The organism is Enterobacter sp. 4974935, from assembly GCF_058661735.1.
Genome location: NZ_JBZWGT010000003.1, coordinates 4,431,817 through 4,453,652, shown reverse-complemented (window position 1 = coordinate 4,453,652; position 21,836 = coordinate 4,431,817). Strand labels below are relative to the sequence as shown.

Below are 21,836 nucleotides of genomic sequence, written 5' to 3'. Positions count from 1 at the left end.
GATTTCCTCCCTGGTGGGCTTAACGGCAAGGCAACGTTAATACCCGTAACGGTTCCGACGGCTGCGTATTTTGCCAGGCTATCCGACAGCTTTCCTGCTGGGCCTCCCCCCACTTAATCCGCAATATGCCTTTCTCGTCGCTGGCGCGAAAATAAAGCTGACTCGCCTGCCCCATCATGCCAATGCTGTTGTCATACTCATCGTAAACGGCGGCCCCCATCGGGATAACCTCACCTTTCAGCCTCTGCGCAGTGATCAACATGGCCTGTCCCTGAAGCGTGGTGTAGCGCAGGCGAACCATCGCCCCGGCGAATGGCGCAACACGCTGAACCGATGTCTGGAGTTCCACATCGTCGGCCATGTCTTGCGGGTCCAGGCTGACAGTATTGAACTGATAAGGCACCAACGATGGTGCAAGCGCATAGCCAAACGCGTTCACCTTTGCCCCTTGCCCGCCGGATATCCGTGCGCCATCCGCACCGGGTGCTTCAATCAATGCGAAGGTGTCACCAAGATACGGTCCCGGCGTGATACCTCCACGATGCAATACCAGTGCCCCCTGTAACGATGCCGACGCCTGCCAGTAATCGCTGGAGGAAGACCACGACGCGCCGCCGCTGGCCCAAGGGAAATTCTTCTGAAAATTTGCTCCCCAGACGGACTGCTCCCCGCGATCGTTTGTGGCGTAGTTGAGGCTGTAGCTCAGCGGATCGCGCTCACCCATCACCCCGCTAAGCGTCGACTGATAATCTCCGCCGTCATCATCACTATGGTTAGCGCTAATCGAAAGCATTGGCGAGTAGCGACTCTGCCCAAGCGGAATAGAAAACGATAATGACCACAGCGTTTGCGTTTTTGCCTGCCAGGCGTCGCTCCAGTCGACGGCGTTCCCCATGCCGTTTTGTGAAGATGGGGTGATTCGTCGGGTGCGCGCCGCCGTAAGGTTCACCGATATGCCGTAGGCAAATGCCTTACTCCAGCTGGCCTGAAGCTGCTTATCGCGGCTTTTCTGGTCGCGATAGTCCTGTGAAGAGAAGGAAAGATTAATATTACCCAACCAGTCCAGCGCCTGGCTGGCCGAAAGCTCAACCCTGGAGCGCTGCCGCCAGGTGGAGGATTGCCACTCCTCATTATGCGCAGCGCGTGAACCGAGCACATCGTACAGCTCAGCATAGCCGCCTGTAGAGTAGCGGTAGCCCGCCAACGCAACCGACGTCCCCGTCTGTGGAAAATGTTTACTGTAGTTGAGCCTGGACATCCAGCCGGTTTGGTAATCGTCGCTGTTCAGCCGTGCGCGCGAGAAAGTGCTGTCCATCCCCCATGCGCCCAGCGTGGAACTGTAAACGCCGCCGAGCATAAACGCCTGATAGCCGTTTGCCAGTTGATTGCCCGCATTGATAGTGAGCGCATTCGTTACCCCGTGCTGCCAGACAATTTCACTGAATTCGTCATTGTTGCCCACGTCCCGCACGCGCCCCACTGTCGCACTGTATTCCGAAAACCCCGCGCGCATGGATTCCGCCAGCGCGGAAAAGGGTACGTTAAACGTACTTTCACTCCCATCCGCTTCCGTGACAATGACGTTCAGATCGCCTGCGTAATTAGTGGGATAAAGATCGTCAATCGCAAACGCACCGGGCGCGACCGTGGTTTCATAGAGCGTGTTGTTGCCCTGGCGAATGGTTACTTTGGCGTTGGTTCGCGCAATCCCACGCACCACTGGCGCGTAGCCGCGCTGAGATTCCGGACGCATTCGGGTATCGGAGGTGAGCTGCACGCCGCGAAAGCTGATCCCGGAAAAAAATCTGCCGTCGGTGTAGCCTTCGCCAATCATCATTTCACTGCGCAGCGGCACAATCGCTCGCTGGACATAGCGCCGCGTTGTTGTCCAATGGCTGCCCAGATCGCTGTCATAGTTGAGCGCAGACTGCTGACGATAGCGCCACAGTCCCAGATTTAACCCGCCATTCAGGTTCAGGTAAGTGGAGTCTGTCGTGCCACCGCCATCCTGCTTTTGCGTGACGTGGTACTGGTTAGCCATGTAGTTGAGAAAGAGCATACTTTCTCCGGACTCCAGGCTCTCTTCACGTATTCCTCCTCGCGGCAGTTTATCCAGCAGGGTTTGTGGTACCGAAAAATCAACACGCATTTGCGACATCACGCTGCTCACCGTGATGCCGGAAAAAAGCGCATTGTCCGGACGATAGCAGCCTTCTCCAGGCTCTTCCGGCAACGATTTCAGCCCAATCTTTTTTAAGGTACCCCAGCTAAAACACGGCATTACGCGATGTTCCACGGCTGTAAATACGATGTCATCCCTCGCGGCCAGCGTACCGTTAACATATAGATCCAGTGTATAACTGCCGGGCTTGATCATTGAATCCTGGTTTAACTGTTCAATATCAACCTTATTCAGGCCAGACCCGCGAAGTAGCGACGCGTCAAAGACATACGCTTCTTGCGCTTGCACGAAAGAGGCGCTGATTAACGTCAGCGTCGAGACAAACAGACAACACCGGGGATACGCGCGATGTCGGAGCATAAAACCCTCCCTGCCCACTCTTTCCATGTCGACTTCTAGCGAGGCAGCGTGAAGGTGTGGCTCACCGCCGTGCCATAATCATTCATGGCGTAAACCGTGACAGATGTGGCCACCGGATCGGTTAAAACCCAGCGTGTGTCGCCAAATGGTGGAATCATCACCGATTGGCCAACCGCCGTAGATTTCTCACCTCGGGTTAACAGCGCGTTGCGCAGTGAAATATGCCATGGCGTAGGGTTTTGTAACGTCAGCATATTTCCTTTACGCTGCACCTGAAGTTGCGTCAGAGCCTGACTGGCGTCGCCGCGCAGACCGGGCGGGCGATAAAATACTTTGAGCCGGCTTTTTACAATCAATGCCAGGCGATTCTGTGCAAGATCGGACGATTTAATGGCGGGATATTGCAAATAATTAAACCAGAACACGGACTCGCGATCCTGTGGGATCTGTTGGGTCTGCCCTGTAAATTTTAGCCGCAGCGCATGACCATTCAGCGCATTAATCCGAAATATTTGTGGCGTGACGATAAAAGGTGCATCCGCTGTGTCTGGCGTTGAATCTGGGTTATTTTTATCCAGCCACACCTGCACCAGCATCGGTGTATCACCATTGTTAGAAAATTCTACAACCTTATCTTTTGCATCAGCAGAATAAATTATTCTATTACCTTTAAGAATAACACTGGAAGATGCTATGTTCGATATAAAAACAGAAGACAAAAATGCCATTACAGCAATAAAACAGCATTTATTAGTGTACAGCATATACACCTCCCTAATTAATAGGGAATAAATGGCGCTACGTTAAGTAGCGCCTAAAAGAGTTACAAATAGGTAATTGCGAACTGTGCTTGCGCTTCTACTGCTCCGGCCGTAGCCCCGCCAGCAGAAGAGTAGTAACGTGCAGCCATATCAAAAGAGACAGAGTCTGGACCGCTCGTTCCACCTACCGTCTGCATAGACGTTTTTGCTATGCCGCTGGTGAAGTCCAGCTCGGTCGTGCCTTCAAGTAGCTGAATAGCAACGTTCGTCGCCGGGCTTGCCGCCGCGATATTTTTTAGGTTGTTACCGTCCAGATAATTACTGACAAAACGTACGCCTGCCGAAGATGACGACGTCGCAGTAACATCGCAGCCGCTCAACGTCACAGTGAAAGGCGTTTGCCCTGCGCTGGACCCCGCGGCCGTCAGCTCGCTTTTACTGACGGCAGGCAACAGGACAACCGGATAAGAATCGGTGCCATTAATTTTTATGGTACAGGTTTGATCGGTAACTTCTCCTAAAAAACGTACGGTATTATTTGCATAGACAGCGCCACTTACTCCGACAGATACAATAAATGCTACCAGCACTCTTTTTTTCATTTTTATTGTCTCCTTTACATGCCCTTATCGTTATAAGAGCCAATGCGCGAATAATGATTATTTCTTAGAACAAACATACCCCTATAAAAATTATGTGTAAATATATTTCAGAGGTTAACAAATCATAAAAATAAGCAGCCCTGCGAAAAAACAAGGTAATCACACATAAATTCCATGAATAACAAAAATAGGTTAACAGGATAAAGTATCGCCATTAAACGTGACGTCTCCCACCTAACCCAATGAATTCTCGCATAAACGAACAATTAGTCTTTCATATTTATTTATAATCCAAATGATTAAATATTCTAAAAACTGTATTAAACTTAAATTAAAGTACAAAGAACAATTCACGCCATAAATGATTTAATTGTCGAATATATTTAATATGGATATTTTGTTTTATGATCTTAGTCTCATTTTATCGCCCCGCTGTCGTCTTACCGGCAGCGGGTTTGCCGCTGTTTAGCTTTGTTCCGCCACCAGCAGCGCGTGCGTATCTGGCTCCAGCGCCTTAAAGATATGCGGCTGGTCAGCGGGATAGCAAATGTAATCCCCCGGGCCGAGCTCTTCCGCCGCGTCGATCAGGCCGACCATCGCCCGCCCCTGGGTCACGATAATATGCTCAACCGACCCTGGCGGATGCGGCTGGGAAATACGGTCTGCCCCCGGCTGAGTCAGCAGCAGGTAGATATCACGACGCGCCCCCGGCGGACACGCCGCGAGCAAAATCGCCTCGTAGTTCGCCTGCCCGGCGACAACTTTTGTGCCCTCGCCGCGGCGGATCACCTGCGTGACGGGCTGCTGTGGCTCCAGTAACCGGGCAAACGGAATATCCAGCGCCACGCAAAGCGACCAGAGCGTTTCCAGGCTAGGGTTGCCGTTGCCAGACTCCAGTTGTGAAAGCGTGGATTTGGCGATCCCGGCACGGCGGGCGATCTCCGCCAGCGAAAGTCCGGTTCGCAGGCGTTCTCGCACCAGGCTTCTGGCGATTACGCTGATTGGCTGCGTCATAATAACGGCCTCATTCTCTCTATAACGAACGAATCGTTCGCCTTGTAAAACGTTTTTGATGCGTTCATTATAATGGAAATACGTTCGATATGGCTAAAATGGTATGAAGAATCACCTCTCTTGCCTGAAAGGCGACACGATAAAAGCGATCGTCCTGGTCTGCCTCGCGGTGGGCGTGGTCGGCATGTCTTATGGCTCACTGGCGATGGCCTACGGTTTCCCGCTGTGGGTGCCGTTTGTTCTCTCCCTCACGGTGCTGGCAGGCGCATCCGAGTTTATGTTTATCGGCATCGTGGCGAGCGGCGGCAATCCGCTGGCGGCGGCCGCAGCCGGTTTACTGGTAAACGCGCGCCATGTGCCGTTCGGCGTGACGGTGCGTGACCTGGTGGGCAAGCGCGGCCTGAGCTTTCTGGGCTGCCATATCATGAACGATGAAAGCGTGGTGTTTGGCCTGTCGCAAAAAACCGCCGAGCAGCGTAAAGCGGCCTACTGGCTGTGCGGGTTAGGCGTGGCAATCATCTGGCCGCTGGGCGCGGTGCTGGGGGCGATGGTCGGCAAGCTACTGCCAGACCCGGAAACCATCGGGCTGGACGCGGTGTTCCCGGCGATCCTGCTGGCGTTAGTGGTGCCGGCATTTAAAAACCGTACCACGCTGATCCGCGCCTGTAGCGGCGCGGTGTTGTCGCTGGCCGCCGTACCGTTTGCGCCGGTTGGCCTGCCGGTGCTGCTCTCTTTGCTCGGCCTTGCCGCGAGGAAAAAATAATGGAAAACATGACGGTCTTTATTCTCGGCATCGCCATTCTTTCTGCCGGAACCTATCTGATGCGTCTCGGCGGGGCAAAACTCGGCAGCCGGCTGGCGCTTTCTGAACGGTCGCAGGCGCTGCTTTCAGATGCGGCTACCGTTTTGTTGTTCTCCGTCGCGCTGGCGACAACGTTTTATGAAGGGGACCATTTTGCCGGGATGGCGCGCGTGCTGGGGGTGGGGTTCGCGGTGTTTTTGGCCTGGCGCAAAATGCCGTTAATTGTGGTGATCGTCGCGGCGGCGGTGGTGACGGCGCTGCTGCGTCTGGCGGGCATAAACTAAAAAAGCGCCCCAGGGGCGCTCTTTCGACGGTACTGCGAAATTATTTGTTCAGTTCAGCGGTCATGTGTACGCGGTTACCGGTGAATGCCTGAGTAATTTTGTAGGATGACGCGCCCGCTTCCTGAGCCTGTGCGGCGATTTTAGCTTCTGCACCGTCCAGCGTAGAGGCGGATGCGGTCACAGTCTGCGCAGCGAAAGAACCGAAAGATGTAGCCAGAGCGATTACTGCGACAAAAGTTTTGATGCTTTTCATGAGATAAACCCTTTCGTTAAGTTGTTTAGATAAGGCACCGTGCCTTGATGAGATAAATACTAGACCTCATCATGAACAACTAAAAGCGGAAGGATTTGCTATACTCATTCAAAATTACTGATTAACAATTAATCGCTGCGGATGGGTGTAAATTGTCGCCCTGCCTGGCTTGCAGAACCCCACCAGCGTCAGGTTGCAGCGCTCCGCCACTTCAACCGCCAGCGTGGTTGCCGCTGACACCGCAAACAAAATTTCCACGCCGCACATGGCGGATTTTTGCACCATCTCGTAGCTGGCGCGGCTGGAAACGAGCGCGGCCCCTTGCTGCCAGACGTTGTTTTCCCGAGCGCGACGGCCCAGCAGCTTATCCAGCGCGACGTGGCGGCCAACATCTTCATGCCCGCCTGCAATGCTCCCCGACGGCAATACCCACGCCGCCGCATGCGTACAACCGCTGAGCTGGCCGATGGGCTGAACGTCATTCAGGTGCACAAGCGCCCGATCAAGATGCGCCAGATTGAACGTCTGGGTGAACGGCAGCGGGATAATGGGTTTGCCGATATCGTTAAGCTGTTCAACACCGCACACGCCGCAGCCGGTACGTCCGGCCAGCGCCCGGCGGCGCTCTTTCAGCCCCATAAAGCGGCGGCTGGAGAGTTCGATTTGCACTTCGAGACCGTTACAGGCCGGTACGACGTCCATGCCGTAGATCTCCTGCGGATGCGCAATGATGCCTTCCGAGAGGGAGAAACCGATGGCGAACAGCTCGAGATCTTTCGGCGAGGCCATCATCACCACATGCGAAATCCCGTTGTAAACAAGGGCAACGGGGACCTCTTCCGCCAGAAAATCCGGCGTGGCATGTGAAATGTGAGGCGGTCTGTGTACCGACAGTTCCACAATGCCCGCAGGCAGTGGCGACGCGTGGGTAGCACGGTTTTGTTTAAACACGACGGTATTCCTGAACAACCACGGAAGTGAGCCTGCTATTGCACCACAAACAGCGGACCTTACGCATAGTATGGATCAACTTTTCAGCATCCATTCTCCTACTCAATTCGGAGGGGTGCAACCGGTCATCTGCTACACACCCTTAACATCCGCAGAGAGAAATGTGATTGATATCACACTTTATAATCAATGCCGTGATAATACGTTCACTTTGTTTTAACGCCGTTGGAACAGGCGTACCGACATTGTGGTATTCTGGGCTTATCCCTCGGAGAAATGAGGGATTAACGCAAATTTTTCTCCTTTGCGGTTAATTCTCAACCGCAAAGTAAAACTACATAGCAATGTCGTAATGAACCAAGGAGTGACCCATGCAGGTCAGCAGAAGGCAGTTCTTTAAGATCTGCGCTGGCGGTATGGCAGGCACCACGGCGGCGGCACTGGGCTTTGCGCCCGGTGTAGCGCTGGCGGAAACTCGGCAGTATAAACTGCTGCGCACCCGCGAAACCCGTAACACCTGTACGTACTGCTCCGTCGGCTGTGGGCTGTTAATGTATAGCCTCGGCGACGGTGCGAAAAACGCCAAAGCATCTATTTTCCACATCGAAGGCGATCCGGATCATCCGGTCAACCGTGGTGCGCTGTGTCCGAAAGGGGCCGGTCTGGTAGATTTTATCCACTCCGAAAGCCGCCTGAAGTTTCCTGAGTACCGCGCTCCCGGCTCTGACAAATGGCAACAAATCAGCTGGGAAGAGGCGTTCGATCGCATCGCTAAGCTGATGAAAGAAGACCGCGATGCCAACTTTATTGCGAAGAATGCCGAAGGCACCACCGTTAACCGCTGGCTCTCCACCGGCATGCTGTGTGCTTCAGCGTCCAGTAACGAAACCGGCTATTTAACCCAGAAATTTACGCGCGCACTCGGTATGCTCGCGGTCGACAACCAGGCGCGTGTCTGACACGGACCAACGGTAGCAAGTCTTGCTCCAACATTTGGTCGCGGTGCGATGACCAACCACTGGGTCGACATCAAGAACGCCAACCTTATTGTGGTGATGGGCGGTAACGCCGCTGAAGCGCACCCTGTCGGGTTCCGCTGGGCGATGGAAGCCAAAATCCACAACGGCGCGAAGCTGATTGTGATCGATCCCCGCTTTACGCGTACAGCGTCAGTGGCGGATTTCTACACCCCTATTCGTTCAGGTACTGACATCACTTTCCTGTCAGGCGTATTGCTGTACCTGATGACCAACGAAAAATATAACCGCGAGTACACCGAAGCCTATACCAACGCCAGCCTGATCGTGCGTGAGGATTACCACTTCGAAGATGGCCTGTTCAGCGGTTATGACGCCGAAAAACGCAGGTACGACAAAACCAGCTGGAACTACGAGCTGGACGAAAACGGCTTTGCGAAGCGCGACACCACCCTGCAACACCCGCGCTGCGTGTGGAACCTGCTGAAAGAGCACGTGTCCCGCTATACGCCAGAGGTTGTCGAAAACATCTGTGGGACGCCGAAGGCGGACTTCCTGAAGGTGTGCGAGTTGATTGCGGAAACCAGCGCGAAAGATAAAACCGCGTCGTTCCTGTATGCACTCGGCTGGACGCAGCACTCCATCGGCGCGCAGAACATCCGCACCATGGCGATGGTTCAGTTGCTGCTCGGCAACATGGGGATGGCAGGCGGCGGCGTTAACGCCCTGCGCGGTCACTCCAACATTCAGGGTCTGACCGACCTTGGCCTGCTGTCTCAGAGCCTGACGGGTTACATGAACCTGCCGAGCGAGAAACAGACCGACCTGCAAACCTATCTGACGGCCAGCACGCCAAAACCGCTGCTCGAAGGCCAGGTAAACTACTGGGGCAACTATCCGAAGTTCTTCGTCTCGCTGATGAAAGCCTTCTACGGCGACAAGGCGACGGCGGAAAACAGCTGGGGCTTTGACTGGCTGCCGAAGTGGGACAAAGGGTACGACGTCCTCCAGTACTTCGAAATGATGCACCAGGGCCAGGTCAACGGCTATATCTGCCAGGGCTTTAACCCGGTGGCGTCGTTCCCGAACAAGAACAAGGTTGTCGAGTCTCTGTCGAAACTGAAGTACCTGGTGACGATTGACCCGCTCAATACCGAAACCTCGACGTTCTGGCAGAACCACGGTGAGTCGAACGATGTCGACCCGTCGAAGATTCAGACCGAAGTGTTCCGTCTGCCGTCCACCTGCTTCGCGGAAGAGAACGGCTCTATCGTCAACTCTGGCCGCTGGTTGCAGTGGCACTGGAAAGGTGCGGACGCCCCGGGCATCGCCCTGAACGACGGCGAGATCCTGGCCGGTATCTTCTTACGCCTGCGTAAAATGTACGCGGCTGAAGGCGGCGCAACGCCTGAGCCGGTGCTGAACATGACCTGGAACTATTCGACGCCGGAAAACCCTGCGCCGGAAGAAGTGGCCATGGAGAGCAACGGTAAGGCGCTGGCGGACGTTATCGACCCGGCGACCGGCACCGTGCTGGCGAAGAAAGGCGATCAGCTCAGCACCTTCGCACACCTGCGTGACGACGGTACGACGTCAAGCGGCTGCTGGATCTTTGCCGGTAGCTGGACGCCGAAAGGCAACCAGATGGCCAACCGCGATAACGCCGACCCGTCGGGCCTCGGTAATACGCTGGGCTGGGCATGGGCATGGCCGCTTAACCGCCGCATCCTCTATAACCGTGCCTCTGCTGACCCGCAGGGCAACCCGTGGGATCCGAAGCGTCAGCTACTCAAGTGGGACGGCGCGAAATGGGGCGGTGTGGATATTCCGGACTACAGCACTGCCGCACCAGGCAGCGATGTCGGGCCGTTTATCATGCAGCCTGAAGGGATGGGGCGCCTGTTTGCTATCGATAAGATGGCGGAAGGTCCGTTCCCGGAACACTATGAGCCGTTTGAGACGCCGCTGGGTACTAACCCGCTGCACCCGAACGTGGTCTCTAACCCGGCAGCCCGTATCTTCAAGGGCGATTTTGAAGCGCTGGGTAAAAAGGACAAGTTCCCGTATGTCGGCACCACTTACCGTCTGACTGAGCACTTCCACTACTGGACCAAGCACGCGCTGCTGAATGCCATCGCGCAGCCGGAACAGTTTGTGGAGATCGGCGAGAAGCTGGCGAACAAACTCGGCATCGCCCATGGCGATACCGTGAAGGTCTCCTCTAACCGCGGTTACATCAAAGCCAAGGCGGTGGTGACCAAGCGTATTCGCACGCTGAACGTTCATGGTCAGCAGGTGGATACCATCGGCATCCCAATTCACTGGGGTTATGAGGGCGTGGCGAAGAAAGGGTTCATTGCGAATACCCTGACGCCGTTCGTCGGTGATGCGAACACGCAGACGCCGGAGTTTAAGGCCTTCCTCGTGAACGTGGAAAAGGTGTAACGGAGACGACTTATGGCTTATCAATCTCAAGACATTATCCGTCGTTCCGCGACTAACGGTTTCACGCCCGCGCCTCAGGCGCGGGACCACCAGCAGGAAGTGGCGAAGCTTATCGACGTGACCACCTGTATCGGCTGTAAAGCCTGTCAGGTGGCTTGTTCAGAGTGGAACGACATCCGTGACGAAGTGGGTCACAACGTCGGGGTGTACGACAACCCGGCGGACCTGACCGCCAAGTCCTGGACGGTAATGCGTTTCTCGGAAGTGGAACAGAACGACAAACTGGAATGGCTTATCCGCAAAGACGGCTGTATGCACTGTGCGGATCCGGGCTGCCTGAAGGCGTGTCCGTCAGAAGGGGCTATCATTCAGTATGCCAACGGCATCGTCGACTTCCAGTCTGAGCAGTGTATTGGCTGCGGCTACTGCATCGCGGGCTGTCCGTTCGACGTGCCGCGCATGAACCCGGAAGACAACCGCGTCTACAAATGTACGCTGTGCGTTGACCGCGTAAATGTCGGTCAGGAGCCAGCCTGCGTGAAGACCTGCCCAACCGGCGCTATCCACTTTGGCTCTAAAGAGGATATGAAAATGCTGGCGGCAGAGCGCGTGGGCGAGCTGAAAACCCGTGGTTACGATAACGCGGGCCTGTACGATCCGGCCGGGGTTGGCGGTACGCACGTGATGTACGTGCTGCACCACGCCGACAAGCCGAATCTGTACCATGGCCTGCCGGAGAACCCGGAAATCAGCGCCACCGTGAAGTTCTGGAAAGGTATCTGGAAACCGCTGGCCGCGGTCGGTTTTGCGGCCACCTTTGCAGCGAGCATCTTCCACTACGTCGGCGTTGGTCCGAACCGCGCGGAAGAGGAAGACGATAACCTGCATGAAGAGAAAGACGAGGTGCGCAAATGAGAAAACGTGACACCATCGTGCGCTACACCGCGCCGGAACGCATCAACCACTGGGTCACCGCCTTCTGCTTCATGCTGGCGGCGATAAGCGGGCTGGGGTTCTTCTTCCCCTCCTTCAACTGGCTGATGCAGATACTGGGCACGCCGCAGCTGGCGCGCATCCTGCACCCGTTCGTGGGTGTGGTGATGTTTGCCTCGTTTATCATCATGTTTTTCCGCTACTGGCACCATAACCTAATCAATCGGGATGATATCTTTTGGGCGAAGAATATTCGTAAGATCGTCGTCAACGAGGAAGTGGGTGATACCGGGCGTTATAACTTCGGCCAGAAATGCGTATTCTGGGCGGCGATTATCTTCCTGGTCCTGTTGCTGGTGAGCGGCGTGATCATCTGGCGTCCGTACTTTGCGCCTGCTTTCTCAATCCCGGTGATCCGATTTGCGCTGATGCTGCATTCATTTGCCGCAGTGGCGTTAATTGTGGTTATCATGGTGCATATCTACGCCGCCCTTTGGGTGAAAGGCACCATTACCGCGATGGTGGAAGGATGGGTAACCAGTACGTGGGCGAAGAAACATCACCCGCGCTGGTACCGTGAAGTCCGCCAGAAACAGGAAAAGTCATCTGAATGAGTATTCGCATAATCCCGCAAGATGAGCTGGGGTCGAGCGAGAAACGCACGGCGGATTATATTCCGCCGTTGTTGTTCCCCAGACTCAAGAACCTCTACAACCGCCGCGCAGAGCGTCTGCGCGAGCTGGCAGAGAACAACCCGCTGGGCGATTTTCTGCGTTTTGCCGCGCTGGTCGCCCATGCGCAGGAAGTGGTGCTATACGACCACCCGCTGCAAATGGATCTGACCGCACGCATCAAAGAAGCCAACGCGCAGGGCAAGCCGCCGCTGGACATTCACGTTCTGCCGCGCGACAAGCACTGGCATAAGCTGCTGCATTCGCTGATTGCCGAGCTGAAGCCCGAAATGAGCGGCACGGCGCTGGCGGTCATTGAGAACCTGGAAAAAGCCTCAGAGCAAGAGCTGGAAGAGATGGCGAGCGCGCTGTTTGCCTCCGACTTCTCGCTGGTGAGCAGCGATAAAGCGCCGTTCATCTGGGCTGCGCTGTCGCTCTACTGGGCGCAAATGGCGAGCCTGATCCCGGGTAAAGCCCGCGCTGAATATGGCGAAGCGCGCCAGTTTTGCCCGGTGTGCGGCTCAATGCCGGTCTCCAGCATGGTACAGATTGGTACGACGCAGGGGCTGCGCTACTTGCACTGCAACCTGTGTGAAACCGAGTGGCACGTGGTGCGCATCAAGTGCAGCAACTGCGAACAGACCCGCGATCTGAACTATTGGTCGCTGGAAAACGAAGACGCGGCGGTGAAAGCCGAAAGCTGCGGCGACTGCGGGACCTACCTGAAGATTCTGTATCAGGAAAAAGACCCGAAAGTCGAAGCGGTAGCCGACGATCTCGCCTCGCTGATCCTGGACGCGAAGATGGAGCAGGAGGGCTTTGCCCGTAGCTCGATCAACCCGTTCCTGTTCCCGGGGGAAGGGGAGTAATCTCCACTAAAGCCCGGCGAGCCTCTGTGCAACCGGGCTATTTACTGCGATAGGGCTGGGATGACATGTTGAGGGTCGTTAGCAATGGCGCGCAATAGCGCTTTAGCGGGGCCTGTAGGTGAGCGTCTGCCTTGTTCCCAGTTACGCAACGTATCAACGCTAACTGAGATTAAGTTCGCGAATTTACTCTGCGACAACCCGGACGCCTGACGAATTTCTTTTATTTTCATCGCATCAATTTGAAACGTACGCGACGGCTCTCGTTGGCCCTCGGCAATTTCGTTGATTTGCGCAATGCTTTGGGTTAATCGCTCAAACAGCGCCTTATCCATTTACCACCTCTCAATCATCTTTTTCAGTATGGCTTTTTCACCCGCGGAGAGGTCATCTTTGATCCCTTTGCGATAGATGAGCAGCAACCTGATTTCACACTCACGCGTACGGTGAAAATAGATAACTCTGACTCCACTACGCTTTCCCTTACCGCCAGCAAGCCAGCGAATCTTTCGCAAGCCTCCCGAATTCTGGATCAGATCGCCGTAATCCGGTTGCGTTGCCAGGAATATTTGGAACCTATGATATTCGTCGTCATCCAGTAACGTTTTGACGTCTTCTGTAAAAATATCCGTTTCAATGAATAGCATATATCGTACGCCATTGGCTTATAGTAGCAAACATCCAATGTACGTCAATGACGTACCCCTAGCTGATTACGTTAATGGGATACGCTGAATAAAGCGAAGTATAATTCCTGCTACGTTGTGTATTTGCGAGCCGCTTTCCAGACGACTGCTACTCCTCCTCGTTCCCGCCCTCTTCATACGCGCCATACGGCTTCGCAGGCAGAACGATATAGGTGCCTTCAAACACCGCGCCCGGCGTTTCATCGCCGAACAGCTCAACCTGCATTTGTACGCGTGCTTTACGCCCACGCGCCAGACGGTCGAGATCGCCGCCCAATGCGCCCAGGTCAGCTACCGCGCTCGGCTTGCCGCTGATCGGCGCGCTGTAGCGGATATGGGCATCGGCCAGAATAATGGTGCCGCCGAGATGACGTTCGCGCAGCATCAGCCAGATCAGTCCCCAGCCGGTGAGCGTGGCGAGTGAAAAAAGGCTACCGGCAAACAGGGTATGGTGTGGGTTCTGGTTGCCGGTTTCCGGCATGGTGGTAATAAATTTTTGCCCGGTATATTGCTGAATACGCACGCCCATTTTTTCACTGAGCGGAATGTGCTGATACCACGCCTGCTGGAGCTGCCCGCACCAGTCGGCACGATGGAGAATATCGTCCAGGGTGGCGATGGGTTTGATCATCAAAAAGTGACGAATCGGCGTAGTTTGCGGGGCGGTGATTTCCCCCTGATTCACGAAACCAAGCTTGGCAAAGAACTCAACGGCATCTTCACGGGCGCTACAGGTGACGCGCTTGACCCCTTCCTGACGGGCGACGGATTCCAGCGTCATGGCCATCAGCGTTCCAAGGCCTTTGTCCTGCACGGAGGGGTGAACGGCCATAAAGCGGATTGAAGCTTCGTTGTCGGCATTGATATACAGACGCCCCACGGCAACGAGGTTGCCCTCTTCATCAACCACCATCTGGTGGTGCGCCATCGCGTCCCAGGCGTCGCGTTCAGACCCTTTCGGTTGATGCAGTGGCTTGCGCAGCATTTCCCAGCGGAAATGGTAATAAACCTCTAACTCTTCTTCCGTTTGCGGTACTCGAAGGTGATACATAGCTGTACTCTCTCTTGTTACCCGCGGCCAGGCCGCCAGTTGGCTCATACCTGGAGCCAGAATGTGACGGGGCCATCGTTCACCAGCGAAACCTGCATATCCGCAGCGAATCGTCCGGTTTGTGTATTCATGTCCTGTTGGCGACAGCGCTCAACAAAGTACTCGTAAAGGGCTTCTGCGCGATCCGGTGCCGCGCCCTTCGAAAAACTCGGCCGCATGCCGCGTTCGGTATCCGCAGCCAGCGTAAACTGGGACACCACCAGCACGCTACCGCCCGCCTGCTGAACGTTCAGGTTCATCTTGCCTTCCGCATCGCTGAAAATGCGGTAGCCCAGCACGCGCTCACACAAGCGGTTGGCTTTTTGTTCGTCATCATCCTTTTCGACACCCAGGAGCACCAAAAGTCCTGGGCCGATTTCACCCGTCACCTCATCCGCCACGGTGACGCTGGCACGGATTACGCGCTGAATCAATGCAATCATGGTTGGTCTGCTTCTTGTTGTTTTTCAGCTTCTGCTGCTTTTTTAAGTTCGCGGTAGACCCCGAGAGTGACAGTTATTTCGGCGCCAAGCAAGACGATGCACCACGTCCAGTAGACCCAGACAAACAAAATGGGGATCACCGCCAGTACGCCGTAAATCAGCTGATAAGAGGGGAACATGGTGATATAAAGCGCGAATCCTTTCTTGCCCAACTCAAAAAGCAACGCCGCGACCAGCGCACCCACCACGGCATCCCGGTTGGGTACGCGCGTAGTTGGCACCACGCTATAAAGCAGCCAGAACGAAAGCCACGATAGAATCAGCGGGAAGATGCGCAGCACGTTATCGATCACGCTGTTTAAATCGCTCGCCCAGCGCAGCGAAAGAAGGTAGGAGCTGATCGCCAGGCTCGCCCCCGCCAGCAAGGGGCCGAGGGTTAAAATCATCCAGTAGACGGCAAAGGAATAGACCTTTGGGCGGACTTTTTTGCTCCGCCAGATAGTGTTGAGCGCACTGTCGATGGAGTACATCAGCAGCAGCGCGGTAACAATAAGCCCACACGCCCCCACCGCCGTCATCTTGCTGGAGTTAGCGACAAACTGTTCAATGTAGTTCTGGATCACATCGCCGGTGGCAGGAATAAAGTTTGCGAAAACAAAATGGCGAAGCTGCATGCTCACATCGGCAAACATCGGAAACGCCGAAAAAAGCGCAAAAATTACCGCCACCAGCGGAACCAGCGAAAGCAAGGACACGTAAGCGAGATTGCCCGCCAGCGTGGTCATGTTGTCCTCATCAATGCGATGCCAGAGGAGTTTCAGCCACGCCCTCAGCGGGCGCGTGTGGTGATTGGCTTTTTGATGAACGGTTTTTAGCATAACTGCTTCGCAAAGTAGTTCGGTATCGTCTCTTTTCCGGTCACCAGAATGGAGGTGATACCTAACTGATTAGCCCCTTCTATATTATCGACGTTGTCGTCAAAAAAGACCGCATCCGCTGCCGTGAATCCTTCTTCCTGCAATACCGCCTGATAGATGCGCGCCTCAGGTTTACGCATCCCCATCTCCTGGGAGAGATACACTTTATCTGCCGCCGCGTGAATTTCCGGGTATTCATCCGGCCAGAAGGTGGTATGCAGACGGTTGGTATTAGACAGCACGACAACGCGATGCCCCTGCTCGCGCAGCTTGTGCATGATGTCGATCACTTCGGGGCGGATCGCGACAAATATGGCCTGCCAGCCGTGGGAAAATTGCTCGTAACTTAACGAGAGACCCATTTCCTGACAGAAACGCTCTGCGAACGCTTCGTCGCTGATCTCACCGCGCTCGTGCAAATGGAAAGTCTCACCCATCGCGAAATTCTGCTTTAACGTCGCCAGCGGAACACGGCTAAAATCGCTCCATGCGCCCAGCACCCGGTTAAAATCGATATCGACGATTACATTTCCTAAGTCAAAGATATAAAGCATGTTTATCTCCTTTCGCCGTGGAAAAGTAACTGTAGCGGGAAAGAGAAAGTTTAGCTATGCGCCAGATTCAGCTTAGAGAAAGGAAAGGCCCGAATCGCAATATCGGGCCATAAGACGATCAGCCAGCCTGCTGCTCTTCTCCGGAATTCACTTCGACAACCTCAACCTTGCTGGATTTTAGGTGACTTTGCAGCGCCGGGCCGGGCAGCTCATCGGTGAACAGTGCCGTCGCCTGCGCCACGTTGCCAATTTCAACCGCCGCGGAGGCGTGGTATTTCGTATGATCGGCCGCCAGTAAAATGTGGCGGGAGTGGGCAATCATGGTTTTCACCACGCTGGCTTCGTTAACGTCAAATTCCATCATCGCGCCGTCGTGCTCTATCGCCCCCACGCTGGTCACGAGGTAGTCCGCCCGGAAGCCAGACACAAACGCCGTTGCCGCAGGCCCGATAATGCCGCCGTTATGCGGGCGCAGCGTACCGCCAGGTACCATCACCTCAAAACGCGGGTTCTTATAAAGAATGTGCGCCACCCGCAGGCTGTTGGTGATGATGCGCAGATGATTATGATTAAGCAGTGCCCGGGCAACGTGCTCCACGGTCGTCCCGATAGTGATAAAGATGGTCGAGCCATCCGGGATATAGTCCGCAATCGCTTCGGCAATCGCCCGTTTCTCTTCGGTAAGCGAAACTTCACGCTGTTCGAACGCCGTATTGACCACGCTGGATGCCCTGCCCGCACCGCCGTGATGACGGGTGATCAGCCCCTGCTCGCTAAGCTTGCGGATATCCCGGCGCACGGTTTGCGTGGAGACATCCAGCAGCTGCGCCAGTTCATCAATGTTCATATAGCCGCGATCGGCAATCAGCGTCAGCAGCTGATCGTGACGCGGGTTGCCGGTCAGTTCGGTAAGGCTCATGGGCTGTCCTCTGAAAACCATCACGCCCCGCATTTTATACAAAAAGTGACAAAAAAGAGCGGGTTTGATCACAGTCGGGTATACCCGCGCGCCCGCCGGGCTTTGTGCATTTCAGTGCTGCGACGGCGCTGGCAAAACGCACGGCGTCTGCGGCGGACAATTTCTGCCCCAGGCTGACCGCCAGCGCACCGTGGAACACGTCGCCCGCGCCGGTGGTATCAATGACGTTCACTTCAAAACCAGGCTGATGACATAGCGCGCCGTTTTCCAGCCAGAAACAGCCGTCTCGCCCCTGCGTGACATACACATGTCCATTTGTGAGCATTTGTGCTTTTTTTAATGCGTCTTCTGTTTCATCCAACTGCGTTAAACGCCGCAGTCCCGGCGCAGAGAAGGCCGCGTGATCGCTTAAGGCGATCAGCTCCGCGATATCCTGCGGGGTAACATCCGCATCCAGCAACGTCGGAACGCCCTGCTGACGGGCCAGGGTAAATGCCTGTTTTGCCCCGTCATGCCAGCGCACGTCGGCTAAGACAATGTCCCACTGAGAGAAGTCGATTTCATGCAGCCAGCCTGCCGACGCAGGGAGATCGGGGCTGGGGTAGTTGGCAATCACTCTTTCCCCACCTGCATCCACCAGCACCGCCGATTGCGACGATCGGGCCCCCTTAACTACGCGCGTATAGCGAGTGTTCACCCCCAGGGATTCCAGCTCCGCAAGCAACCGTCTGCCGGTATCGTCGTCCCCCACCCGACCAATAAAATCCACTTCCGCGCCCAGTTTCGCGGCTGCCACTGCCGCCGTTGCCGCCGGTCCGCCGCCCACTTCCGTGTAGTCTTTTGCGACATATTTCCCACCTTCTTTTGGTAAATCATCGAGATACCAGATGCGATCCAGCACGGTAATGCCGACACAAACGATGCGAGTCATGGTGATTCCTTCTGCGATTTCTGATGCCTTCATTTTAATTTCACCAAATGTTTAAAAAGTGACCCGTGTCAATTTTTTGACTATAAATTACAAATACGATCAAAAACAGACACCACAAACGCGCAAAAATTGACACGATGTGACAGGAGAGAGGCATGTCAGCAATCGCATTTATCGGTTTAGGACAGATGGGCGCGCCCATGGCGAAGAATCTGTTGAAACAGGGCCACCAGCTTAACGTTTTTGATGTGAACCCGCAGGCGGTTCAGGCGCTGGTAGAGAGCGGCGCCCGGGCGGCGGCAACGCCCGCACAGGCAGCAACGGATGCCGAATTCGTGATCACTATGCTGCCAAACGGCGACCTGGTGCGCAGCGTGCTGTTCGGCGAGCACGGCGTGTGCGAAGGATTATCCCGCGACGCGCTGGTCATTGATATGTCCACCATTCACCCGCTGCAAACCGACGCGCTGATCCGCGACATGGCAGAGCAAGGCTTCAGCCTGATGGACGTGCCCGTCGGGCGCACCTCTGATCATGCCATCGCCGGTACGCTACTCCTGCTGGCAGGCGGCACGGCAGAGCAGGTTGAGCGCGCCACCCCCGTCTTAATGGCGATGGGTAATGAACTGATTAACGCCGGCGGGCCGGGAATGGGCATCCGCGTGAAGCTCATCAATAACTACATGAGCATCGCCCTGAACGCCCTTTCCGCCGAGGCCGCCGTACTGTGCGAAGCGCTTGGCCTCTCCTTTGACGTGGCGCTCAAGGTGATGAGCGGCACACCTGCGGGCAAAGGCCACTTCACCACGTCATGGCCGAACAAGGTGCTGAAAGGGGATCTTTCACCCGCCTTCATGATCGACCTTGCGCATAAGGATCTGGGGATCGCCCTCGACGTGGCCAACCAGCTGCATGTCCCAATGCCGCTGGGCGCGGCTTCACGAGAAGTTTACAACCAGGCACGCGCCGCCGGGCGCGGGCGCGAAGACTGGACAGCCATTCTTGAACAGGTTCGCGCATCTGCCGGGCTGAAAAAATCACACTGATACGAAAGGACTGAGGAATGACGATGTACACCCTGAAAGATATCACCCGACCTTCCGGCGGTTTTGCGATGCTGGCCGTGGATCAGCGCGAAGCGATGCGCCTGATGTTTGCGGCGGCAGGCGCGCCGGTACCGGTAACCGACCAGCACCTGACGGATTTTAAAGTCAACGCGGCAAAAATTCTGTCGCCGTACGCCTCTGCCATTCTCGTCGACCAGCAGTTCTGCTATCGCCAGATTGTCGAGCAGCGGGCCGTGGCCAAAAGCTGCGCGATGATTGTGGCAGCCGACGAGTTTATTCCGGGGAACGGTATTCCGGTCGACAGCGTGGTGATCGATAAGAGCATTGACGCGCAGGCGGTCAAACGCGACGGCGGCAAGGCGCTGAAGCTGCTGGTGCTGTGGCGCAGCGATGAAGATCCGCAGCAGCGCCTGGAGATGGTGAAAGCGTTCAATACGCTGTGCCACGATAACGGTCTGTTGAGCATTATCGAGCCGGTTGTGCGTCCACCGCGCCGCGGCGCCGCGTTTGACCGCGAGCAGGCGATTATCGATGCGGCCAAAGAGCTGGGCGACAGCGGTGCCGACCTCTACAAAGTGGAAATGCCGCTGTTTGGTAAGGGCACGCAGCAGGAGCTGCTGGCGGCCTCGCAGAAGCTGAACGAGAACATCGCCATGCCGTGGGTGATCCTCTCCTCCGGCGTGGACGATAAGTTATTCCCGCGCGCGGTGAGCGTGGCGATGCAGGCGGGGGCATCGGGCTTTTTAGCCGGTCGCGCCGTCTGGTCCTCTGTGATTGGCCTGCCGGACACCGAGCTGATGCTGCGTGATATTTCCGTACCAAAACTTCAGCGTCTGGGTGAGATCGTCGACGAAATGATGGCTCGCCGTTAAGAAAGGATCCGAACATGAAATGGTTTAATACCCTGAGCCATAACCGCTGGCTCGAACAAGAGACCGACCGCATTCTCGATTTCGGTAAAAATGCCGCCGTACCGACCGGCTTTGGCTGGCTGGGCAATAACGGGCAGGTGCGTAGCGATATGGGCACCCATCTGTGGATCACCGCCCGCATGCTGCACGTTTACGCGGTGGCGGCGAACATGGGACGTCCTGGTGCGTACGCCCTGGTTGAGCACGGCATTAATGCCCTGAACGGTCCGCTGCGCGACAAGCAGCACGGTGGCTGGTACGCCTGCGTAAACGATGAAGGCGTAATTGATGCCTCCAAGCAGGGCTATCAGCATTTCTTCGTCCTGCTGGGCGCGGCGAGCGCCGTCACCACCGGCCATCCGCAGGCACGCAAGTTGCTGGACGACGCCATCGAGGTGATTGAGCGCTACTTCTGGAGCGAACAGGAGCAGATGTGCCTGGAGTCCTGGGACGAAGCCTTCAGCAAAACGGAAGATTACCGCGGCGGTAACGCCAACATGCACGCCGTGGAAGCCTTCCTGATCGTTTATGACGTGACCCACGACCGTAAATGGCTCGACCGCGCCCTGCGCATCGCCTCGGTGATTATTCACGACGTGGCGCGCAAAGGGGAGTACCGCGTTAACGAGCATTTCGACACCAACTGGAACCCGATCCGCGACTACAACATCGATAACCCCGCCCACCGCTTCCGCGCCTACGGCGGCACGCCGGGGCACTGGATTGAGTGGGGTCGCCTGATGCTGCACCTGCGCGCCGCCCTGGAAGCGCGCTTTGAAACCCCGCCGGAATGGCTGCTGGAAGATGCGAAAGGCCTGTTCCACGCCACCATCCGGGACGCCTGGGCACCCGACGGGGCCGATGGATTTGTCTACTCCGTGGGCTGGGACGGCAAGCCAATCGTCCGCGAACGCGTGCGCTGGCCAATCGTCGAAGCGATGGGCACGGCTTACGCGCTCTACACCGTCACCGGTGAGGCGCAGTACGAAGCCTGGTATCAGAAGTGGTGGGATTACTGCATCAAGTACCTGATGGATTACGAAAACGGTTCATGGTGGCAGGAGCTGGACACCAATAACGAAGTGACCACCAAAGTCTGGGACGGCAAGCAGGATATTTACCATCTGCTGCACTGCCTGGTGATCCCCCGCCTGCCGCTGGCGCCGGGCTTAGCGCCTGCCGTAGCCGTCGGATTACTGGATAGCCTGGCCAAATAA

Annotated in this window: 23 protein-coding genes; 9 read left to right on the top strand and 14 right to left on the bottom strand. The window is 55.8% G+C overall.

Features of this window, described 5'->3' with window-relative positions:
- Positions 1-19 precede the first annotated feature (19 nt).
- The 4 genes from AC4OVS_RS22530 to AC4OVS_RS22515 form a co-directional block, all read right to left on the bottom strand.
- The gene (locus AC4OVS_RS22530; protein ID WP_491922728.1) at positions 20-2,542 is read right to left on the bottom strand and encodes a fimbria/pilus outer membrane usher protein; all 2,523 of its coding nucleotides are present in this window, start codon (positions 2,540-2,542) and stop codon (positions 20-22) included.
- 35 nt (positions 2,543-2,577) lie between these two features.
- The gene (locus AC4OVS_RS22525; RefSeq protein ID WP_491922727.1) at positions 2,578-3,306 is read right to left on the bottom strand and encodes a fimbrial biogenesis chaperone; all 729 of its coding nucleotides are present in this window, start codon (positions 3,304-3,306) and stop codon (positions 2,578-2,580) included.
- A 59-nt stretch (positions 3,307-3,365) separates the two neighbouring features.
- Positions 3,366-3,905 carry a fimbrial protein gene (locus AC4OVS_RS22520; protein ID WP_022649829.1) on the bottom strand — a complete coding sequence of 180 codons (540 nt, stop codon included), beginning with the start codon at positions 3,903-3,905 and terminating at the stop codon, positions 3,366-3,368.
- Between the two features lie 465 nt (positions 3,906-4,370).
- Positions 4,371-4,919, bottom strand: a complete 549-nt coding sequence (locus AC4OVS_RS22515; RefSeq protein WP_022649830.1) for a helix-turn-helix domain-containing protein — start codon at positions 4,917-4,919, stop codon at positions 4,371-4,373.
- A 103-nt stretch (positions 4,920-5,022) separates the two neighbouring features.
- Here AC4OVS_RS22515 and AC4OVS_RS22510 point away from each other — a divergent pair, with 103 nt between their 5' ends.
- The gene (locus AC4OVS_RS22510) at positions 5,023-5,682 is read left to right on the top strand and encodes an AzlC family ABC transporter permease (protein WP_003861971.1); all 660 of its coding nucleotides are present in this window, start codon (positions 5,023-5,025) and stop codon (positions 5,680-5,682) included.
- Positions 5,682-6,005 (top strand): AzlD domain-containing protein, encoded by a 324-nt coding sequence (locus AC4OVS_RS22505; RefSeq protein WP_022649832.1) that lies wholly within the window; start codon positions 5,682-5,684, stop codon positions 6,003-6,005. Before AC4OVS_RS22510 ends, AC4OVS_RS22505 begins: the two co-directional genes overlap by 1 nt.
- Before the next feature lie 40 nt (positions 6,006-6,045).
- Here AC4OVS_RS22505 and AC4OVS_RS22500 read toward each other — a convergent pair whose 3' ends face one another.
- Positions 6,046-6,258 (bottom strand): YdgH/BhsA/McbA family protein, encoded by a 213-nt coding sequence (locus AC4OVS_RS22500; protein ID WP_003861966.1) that lies wholly within the window; start codon positions 6,256-6,258, stop codon positions 6,046-6,048.
- A 114-nt stretch (positions 6,259-6,372) separates the two neighbouring features.
- The gene (gene fdhD / locus AC4OVS_RS22495; RefSeq protein ID WP_045308722.1) at positions 6,373-7,209 is read right to left on the bottom strand and encodes a formate dehydrogenase accessory sulfurtransferase FdhD; all 837 of its coding nucleotides are present in this window, start codon (positions 7,207-7,209) and stop codon (positions 6,373-6,375) included.
- A gap of 371 nt (positions 7,210-7,580) precedes the next feature.
- Between fdhD and fdnG the strand changes: the two genes are divergently transcribed.
- From fdnG to fdhE, 4 genes are read left to right on the top strand one after another with little or no spacing between them, the layout of a single operon-like run.
- A complete protein-coding gene (gene fdnG, locus AC4OVS_RS22490; RefSeq protein WP_124304381.1) occupies positions 7,581-10,631 on the top strand; it encodes a formate dehydrogenase-N subunit alpha in 3,051 nt (1,016 codons plus the stop codon).
- Between the two features lie 12 nt (positions 10,632-10,643).
- Positions 10,644-11,546: a formate dehydrogenase subunit beta gene (gene fdxH / locus AC4OVS_RS22485; RefSeq protein ID WP_491922726.1), complete on the top strand. Its 903-nt coding sequence runs from the start codon at positions 10,644-10,646 to the stop codon at positions 11,544-11,546.
- Complete coding sequence (gene fdoI, locus AC4OVS_RS22480) at positions 11,543-12,178, top strand: formate dehydrogenase cytochrome b556 subunit (RefSeq protein ID WP_006808711.1); 636 nt, start codon at positions 11,543-11,545, stop codon at positions 12,176-12,178. Before fdxH ends, fdoI begins: the two co-directional genes overlap by 4 nt.
- Complete coding sequence (fdhE, locus tag AC4OVS_RS22475) at positions 12,175-13,104, top strand: formate dehydrogenase accessory protein FdhE (protein WP_022649835.1); 930 nt, start codon at positions 12,175-12,177, stop codon at positions 13,102-13,104. The genes fdoI and fdhE overlap by 4 nt, the downstream gene beginning before the upstream one ends.
- Positions 13,105-13,145: 41 nt before the next feature.
- On the opposite strand, the gene nadS is transcribed toward fdhE, so the two are convergent.
- From nadS to AC4OVS_RS22435, 8 genes are all read right to left on the bottom strand, one after another.
- On the bottom strand, positions 13,146-13,436 hold the full coding sequence (gene nadS, locus AC4OVS_RS22470) for a NadS family protein (protein WP_032626927.1): 291 nt from the start codon (positions 13,434-13,436) through the stop codon (positions 13,146-13,148).
- A complete protein-coding gene (locus tag AC4OVS_RS22465) occupies positions 13,437-13,748 on the bottom strand; it encodes a toxin HigB-2 (RefSeq protein WP_045308723.1) in 312 nt (103 codons plus the stop codon).
- Between the two features lie 148 nt (positions 13,749-13,896).
- Positions 13,897-14,838 (bottom strand): fatty acid biosynthesis protein FabY, encoded by a 942-nt coding sequence (gene fabY / locus AC4OVS_RS22460; protein ID WP_022649838.1) that lies wholly within the window; start codon positions 14,836-14,838, stop codon positions 13,897-13,899.
- 44 nt (positions 14,839-14,882) lie between these two features.
- Complete coding sequence (gene dtd, locus AC4OVS_RS22455; protein WP_063146849.1) at positions 14,883-15,320, bottom strand: D-aminoacyl-tRNA deacylase; 438 nt, start codon at positions 15,318-15,320, stop codon at positions 14,883-14,885.
- Complete coding sequence (locus AC4OVS_RS22450; RefSeq protein ID WP_023298923.1) at positions 15,317-16,198, bottom strand: virulence factor BrkB family protein; 882 nt, start codon at positions 16,196-16,198, stop codon at positions 15,317-15,319. The genes dtd and AC4OVS_RS22450 overlap by 4 nt, the downstream gene beginning before the upstream one ends.
- Positions 16,192-16,791 (bottom strand): glucose-1-phosphatase, encoded by a 600-nt coding sequence (gene yihX, locus AC4OVS_RS22445; protein WP_023305109.1) that lies wholly within the window; start codon positions 16,789-16,791, stop codon positions 16,192-16,194. The genes AC4OVS_RS22450 and yihX overlap by 7 nt, the downstream gene beginning before the upstream one ends.
- A 118-nt stretch (positions 16,792-16,909) precedes the next feature.
- Positions 16,910-17,710: a DeoR/GlpR family DNA-binding transcription regulator gene (locus AC4OVS_RS22440; protein ID WP_023298924.1), complete on the bottom strand. Its 801-nt coding sequence runs from the start codon at positions 17,708-17,710 to the stop codon at positions 16,910-16,912.
- 34 nt (positions 17,711-17,744) lie between these two features.
- Positions 17,745-18,641, bottom strand: coding sequence for a sugar kinase (locus tag AC4OVS_RS22435; protein WP_332954010.1), 897 nt, complete (start codon positions 18,639-18,641; stop codon positions 17,745-17,747).
- Between the two features lie 155 nt (positions 18,642-18,796).
- Between AC4OVS_RS22435 and yihU the strand changes: the two genes are divergently transcribed.
- Genes yihU through yihS form a run of 3 tightly spaced genes read left to right on the top strand, consistent with a single transcriptional unit; the run spans position 18,797 to position 21,836 of the window.
- Positions 18,797-19,687, top strand: coding sequence for a sulfolactaldehyde 3-reductase (gene yihU, locus AC4OVS_RS22430; protein WP_022649844.1), 891 nt, complete (start codon positions 18,797-18,799; stop codon positions 19,685-19,687).
- A gap of 17 nt (positions 19,688-19,704) precedes the next feature.
- A complete protein-coding gene (gene yihT / locus AC4OVS_RS22425; protein ID WP_023298926.1) occupies positions 19,705-20,580 on the top strand; it encodes a sulfofructosephosphate aldolase in 876 nt (291 codons plus the stop codon).
- Between the two features lie 14 nt (positions 20,581-20,594).
- A complete protein-coding gene (gene yihS, locus AC4OVS_RS22420) occupies positions 20,595-21,836 on the top strand; it encodes a sulfoquinovose isomerase (protein ID WP_252066430.1) in 1,242 nt (413 codons plus the stop codon).

Bases quoted from the DNA above. Each gene is read 5' to 3' on its own strand.
- AC4OVS_RS22530 (WP_491922728.1), bottom strand. From the start codon at position 2,542: ATGCTCCGACATCGCGCGTATCCCCGGTGTTGTCTGTTTGTCTCGACG.
- AC4OVS_RS22525 (WP_491922727.1), bottom strand. From the start codon at position 3,306: ATGCTGTACACTAATAAATGCTGTTTTATTGCTGTAATGGCATTTTTG.
- AC4OVS_RS22520 (WP_022649829.1), bottom strand. From the start codon at position 3,905: ATGAAAAAAAGAGTGCTGGTAGCATTTATTGTATCTGTCGGAGTAAGT.
- AC4OVS_RS22515 (WP_022649830.1), bottom strand. From the start codon at position 4,919: ATGACGCAGCCAATCAGCGTAATCGCCAGAAGCCTGGTGCGAGAACGC.
- AC4OVS_RS22510 (WP_003861971.1), top strand. From the start codon at position 5,023: ATGAAGAATCACCTCTCTTGCCTGAAAGGCGACACGATAAAAGCGATC.
- AC4OVS_RS22505 (WP_022649832.1), top strand. From the start codon at position 5,682: ATGGAAAACATGACGGTCTTTATTCTCGGCATCGCCATTCTTTCTGCC.
- AC4OVS_RS22500 (WP_003861966.1), bottom strand. From the start codon at position 6,258: ATGAAAAGCATCAAAACTTTTGTCGCAGTAATCGCTCTGGCTACATCT.
- fdxH (WP_491922726.1), top strand. From the start codon at position 10,644: ATGGCTTATCAATCTCAAGACATTATCCGTCGTTCCGCGACTAACGGT.
- fdoI (WP_006808711.1), top strand. From the start codon at position 11,543: ATGAGAAAACGTGACACCATCGTGCGCTACACCGCGCCGGAACGCATC.
- fdhE (WP_022649835.1), top strand. From the start codon at position 12,175: ATGAGTATTCGCATAATCCCGCAAGATGAGCTGGGGTCGAGCGAGAAA.
- nadS (WP_032626927.1), bottom strand. From the start codon at position 13,436: ATGGATAAGGCGCTGTTTGAGCGATTAACCCAAAGCATTGCGCAAATC.
- AC4OVS_RS22465 (WP_045308723.1), bottom strand. From the start codon at position 13,748: ATGCTATTCATTGAAACGGATATTTTTACAGAAGACGTCAAAACGTTA.
- fabY (WP_022649838.1), bottom strand. From the start codon at position 14,838: ATGTATCACCTTCGAGTACCGCAAACGGAAGAAGAGTTAGAGGTTTAT.
- dtd (WP_063146849.1), bottom strand. From the start codon at position 15,320: ATGATTGCATTGATTCAGCGCGTAATCCGTGCCAGCGTCACCGTGGCG.
- AC4OVS_RS22450 (WP_023298923.1), bottom strand. From the start codon at position 16,198: ATGCTAAAAACCGTTCATCAAAAAGCCAATCACCACACGCGCCCGCTG.
- yihX (WP_023305109.1), bottom strand. From the start codon at position 16,791: ATGCTTTATATCTTTGACTTAGGAAATGTAATCGTCGATATCGATTTT.
- AC4OVS_RS22440 (WP_023298924.1), bottom strand. From the start codon at position 17,710: ATGAGCCTTACCGAACTGACCGGCAACCCGCGTCACGATCAGCTGCTG.
- AC4OVS_RS22435 (WP_332954010.1), bottom strand. From the start codon at position 18,641: ATGACTCGCATCGTTTGTGTCGGCATTACCGTGCTGGATCGCATCTGG.
- yihU (WP_022649844.1), top strand. From the start codon at position 18,797: ATGTCAGCAATCGCATTTATCGGTTTAGGACAGATGGGCGCGCCCATG.
- yihT (WP_023298926.1), top strand. From the start codon at position 19,705: ATGACGATGTACACCCTGAAAGATATCACCCGACCTTCCGGCGGTTTT.
- yihS (WP_252066430.1), top strand. From the start codon at position 20,595: ATGAAATGGTTTAATACCCTGAGCCATAACCGCTGGCTCGAACAAGAG.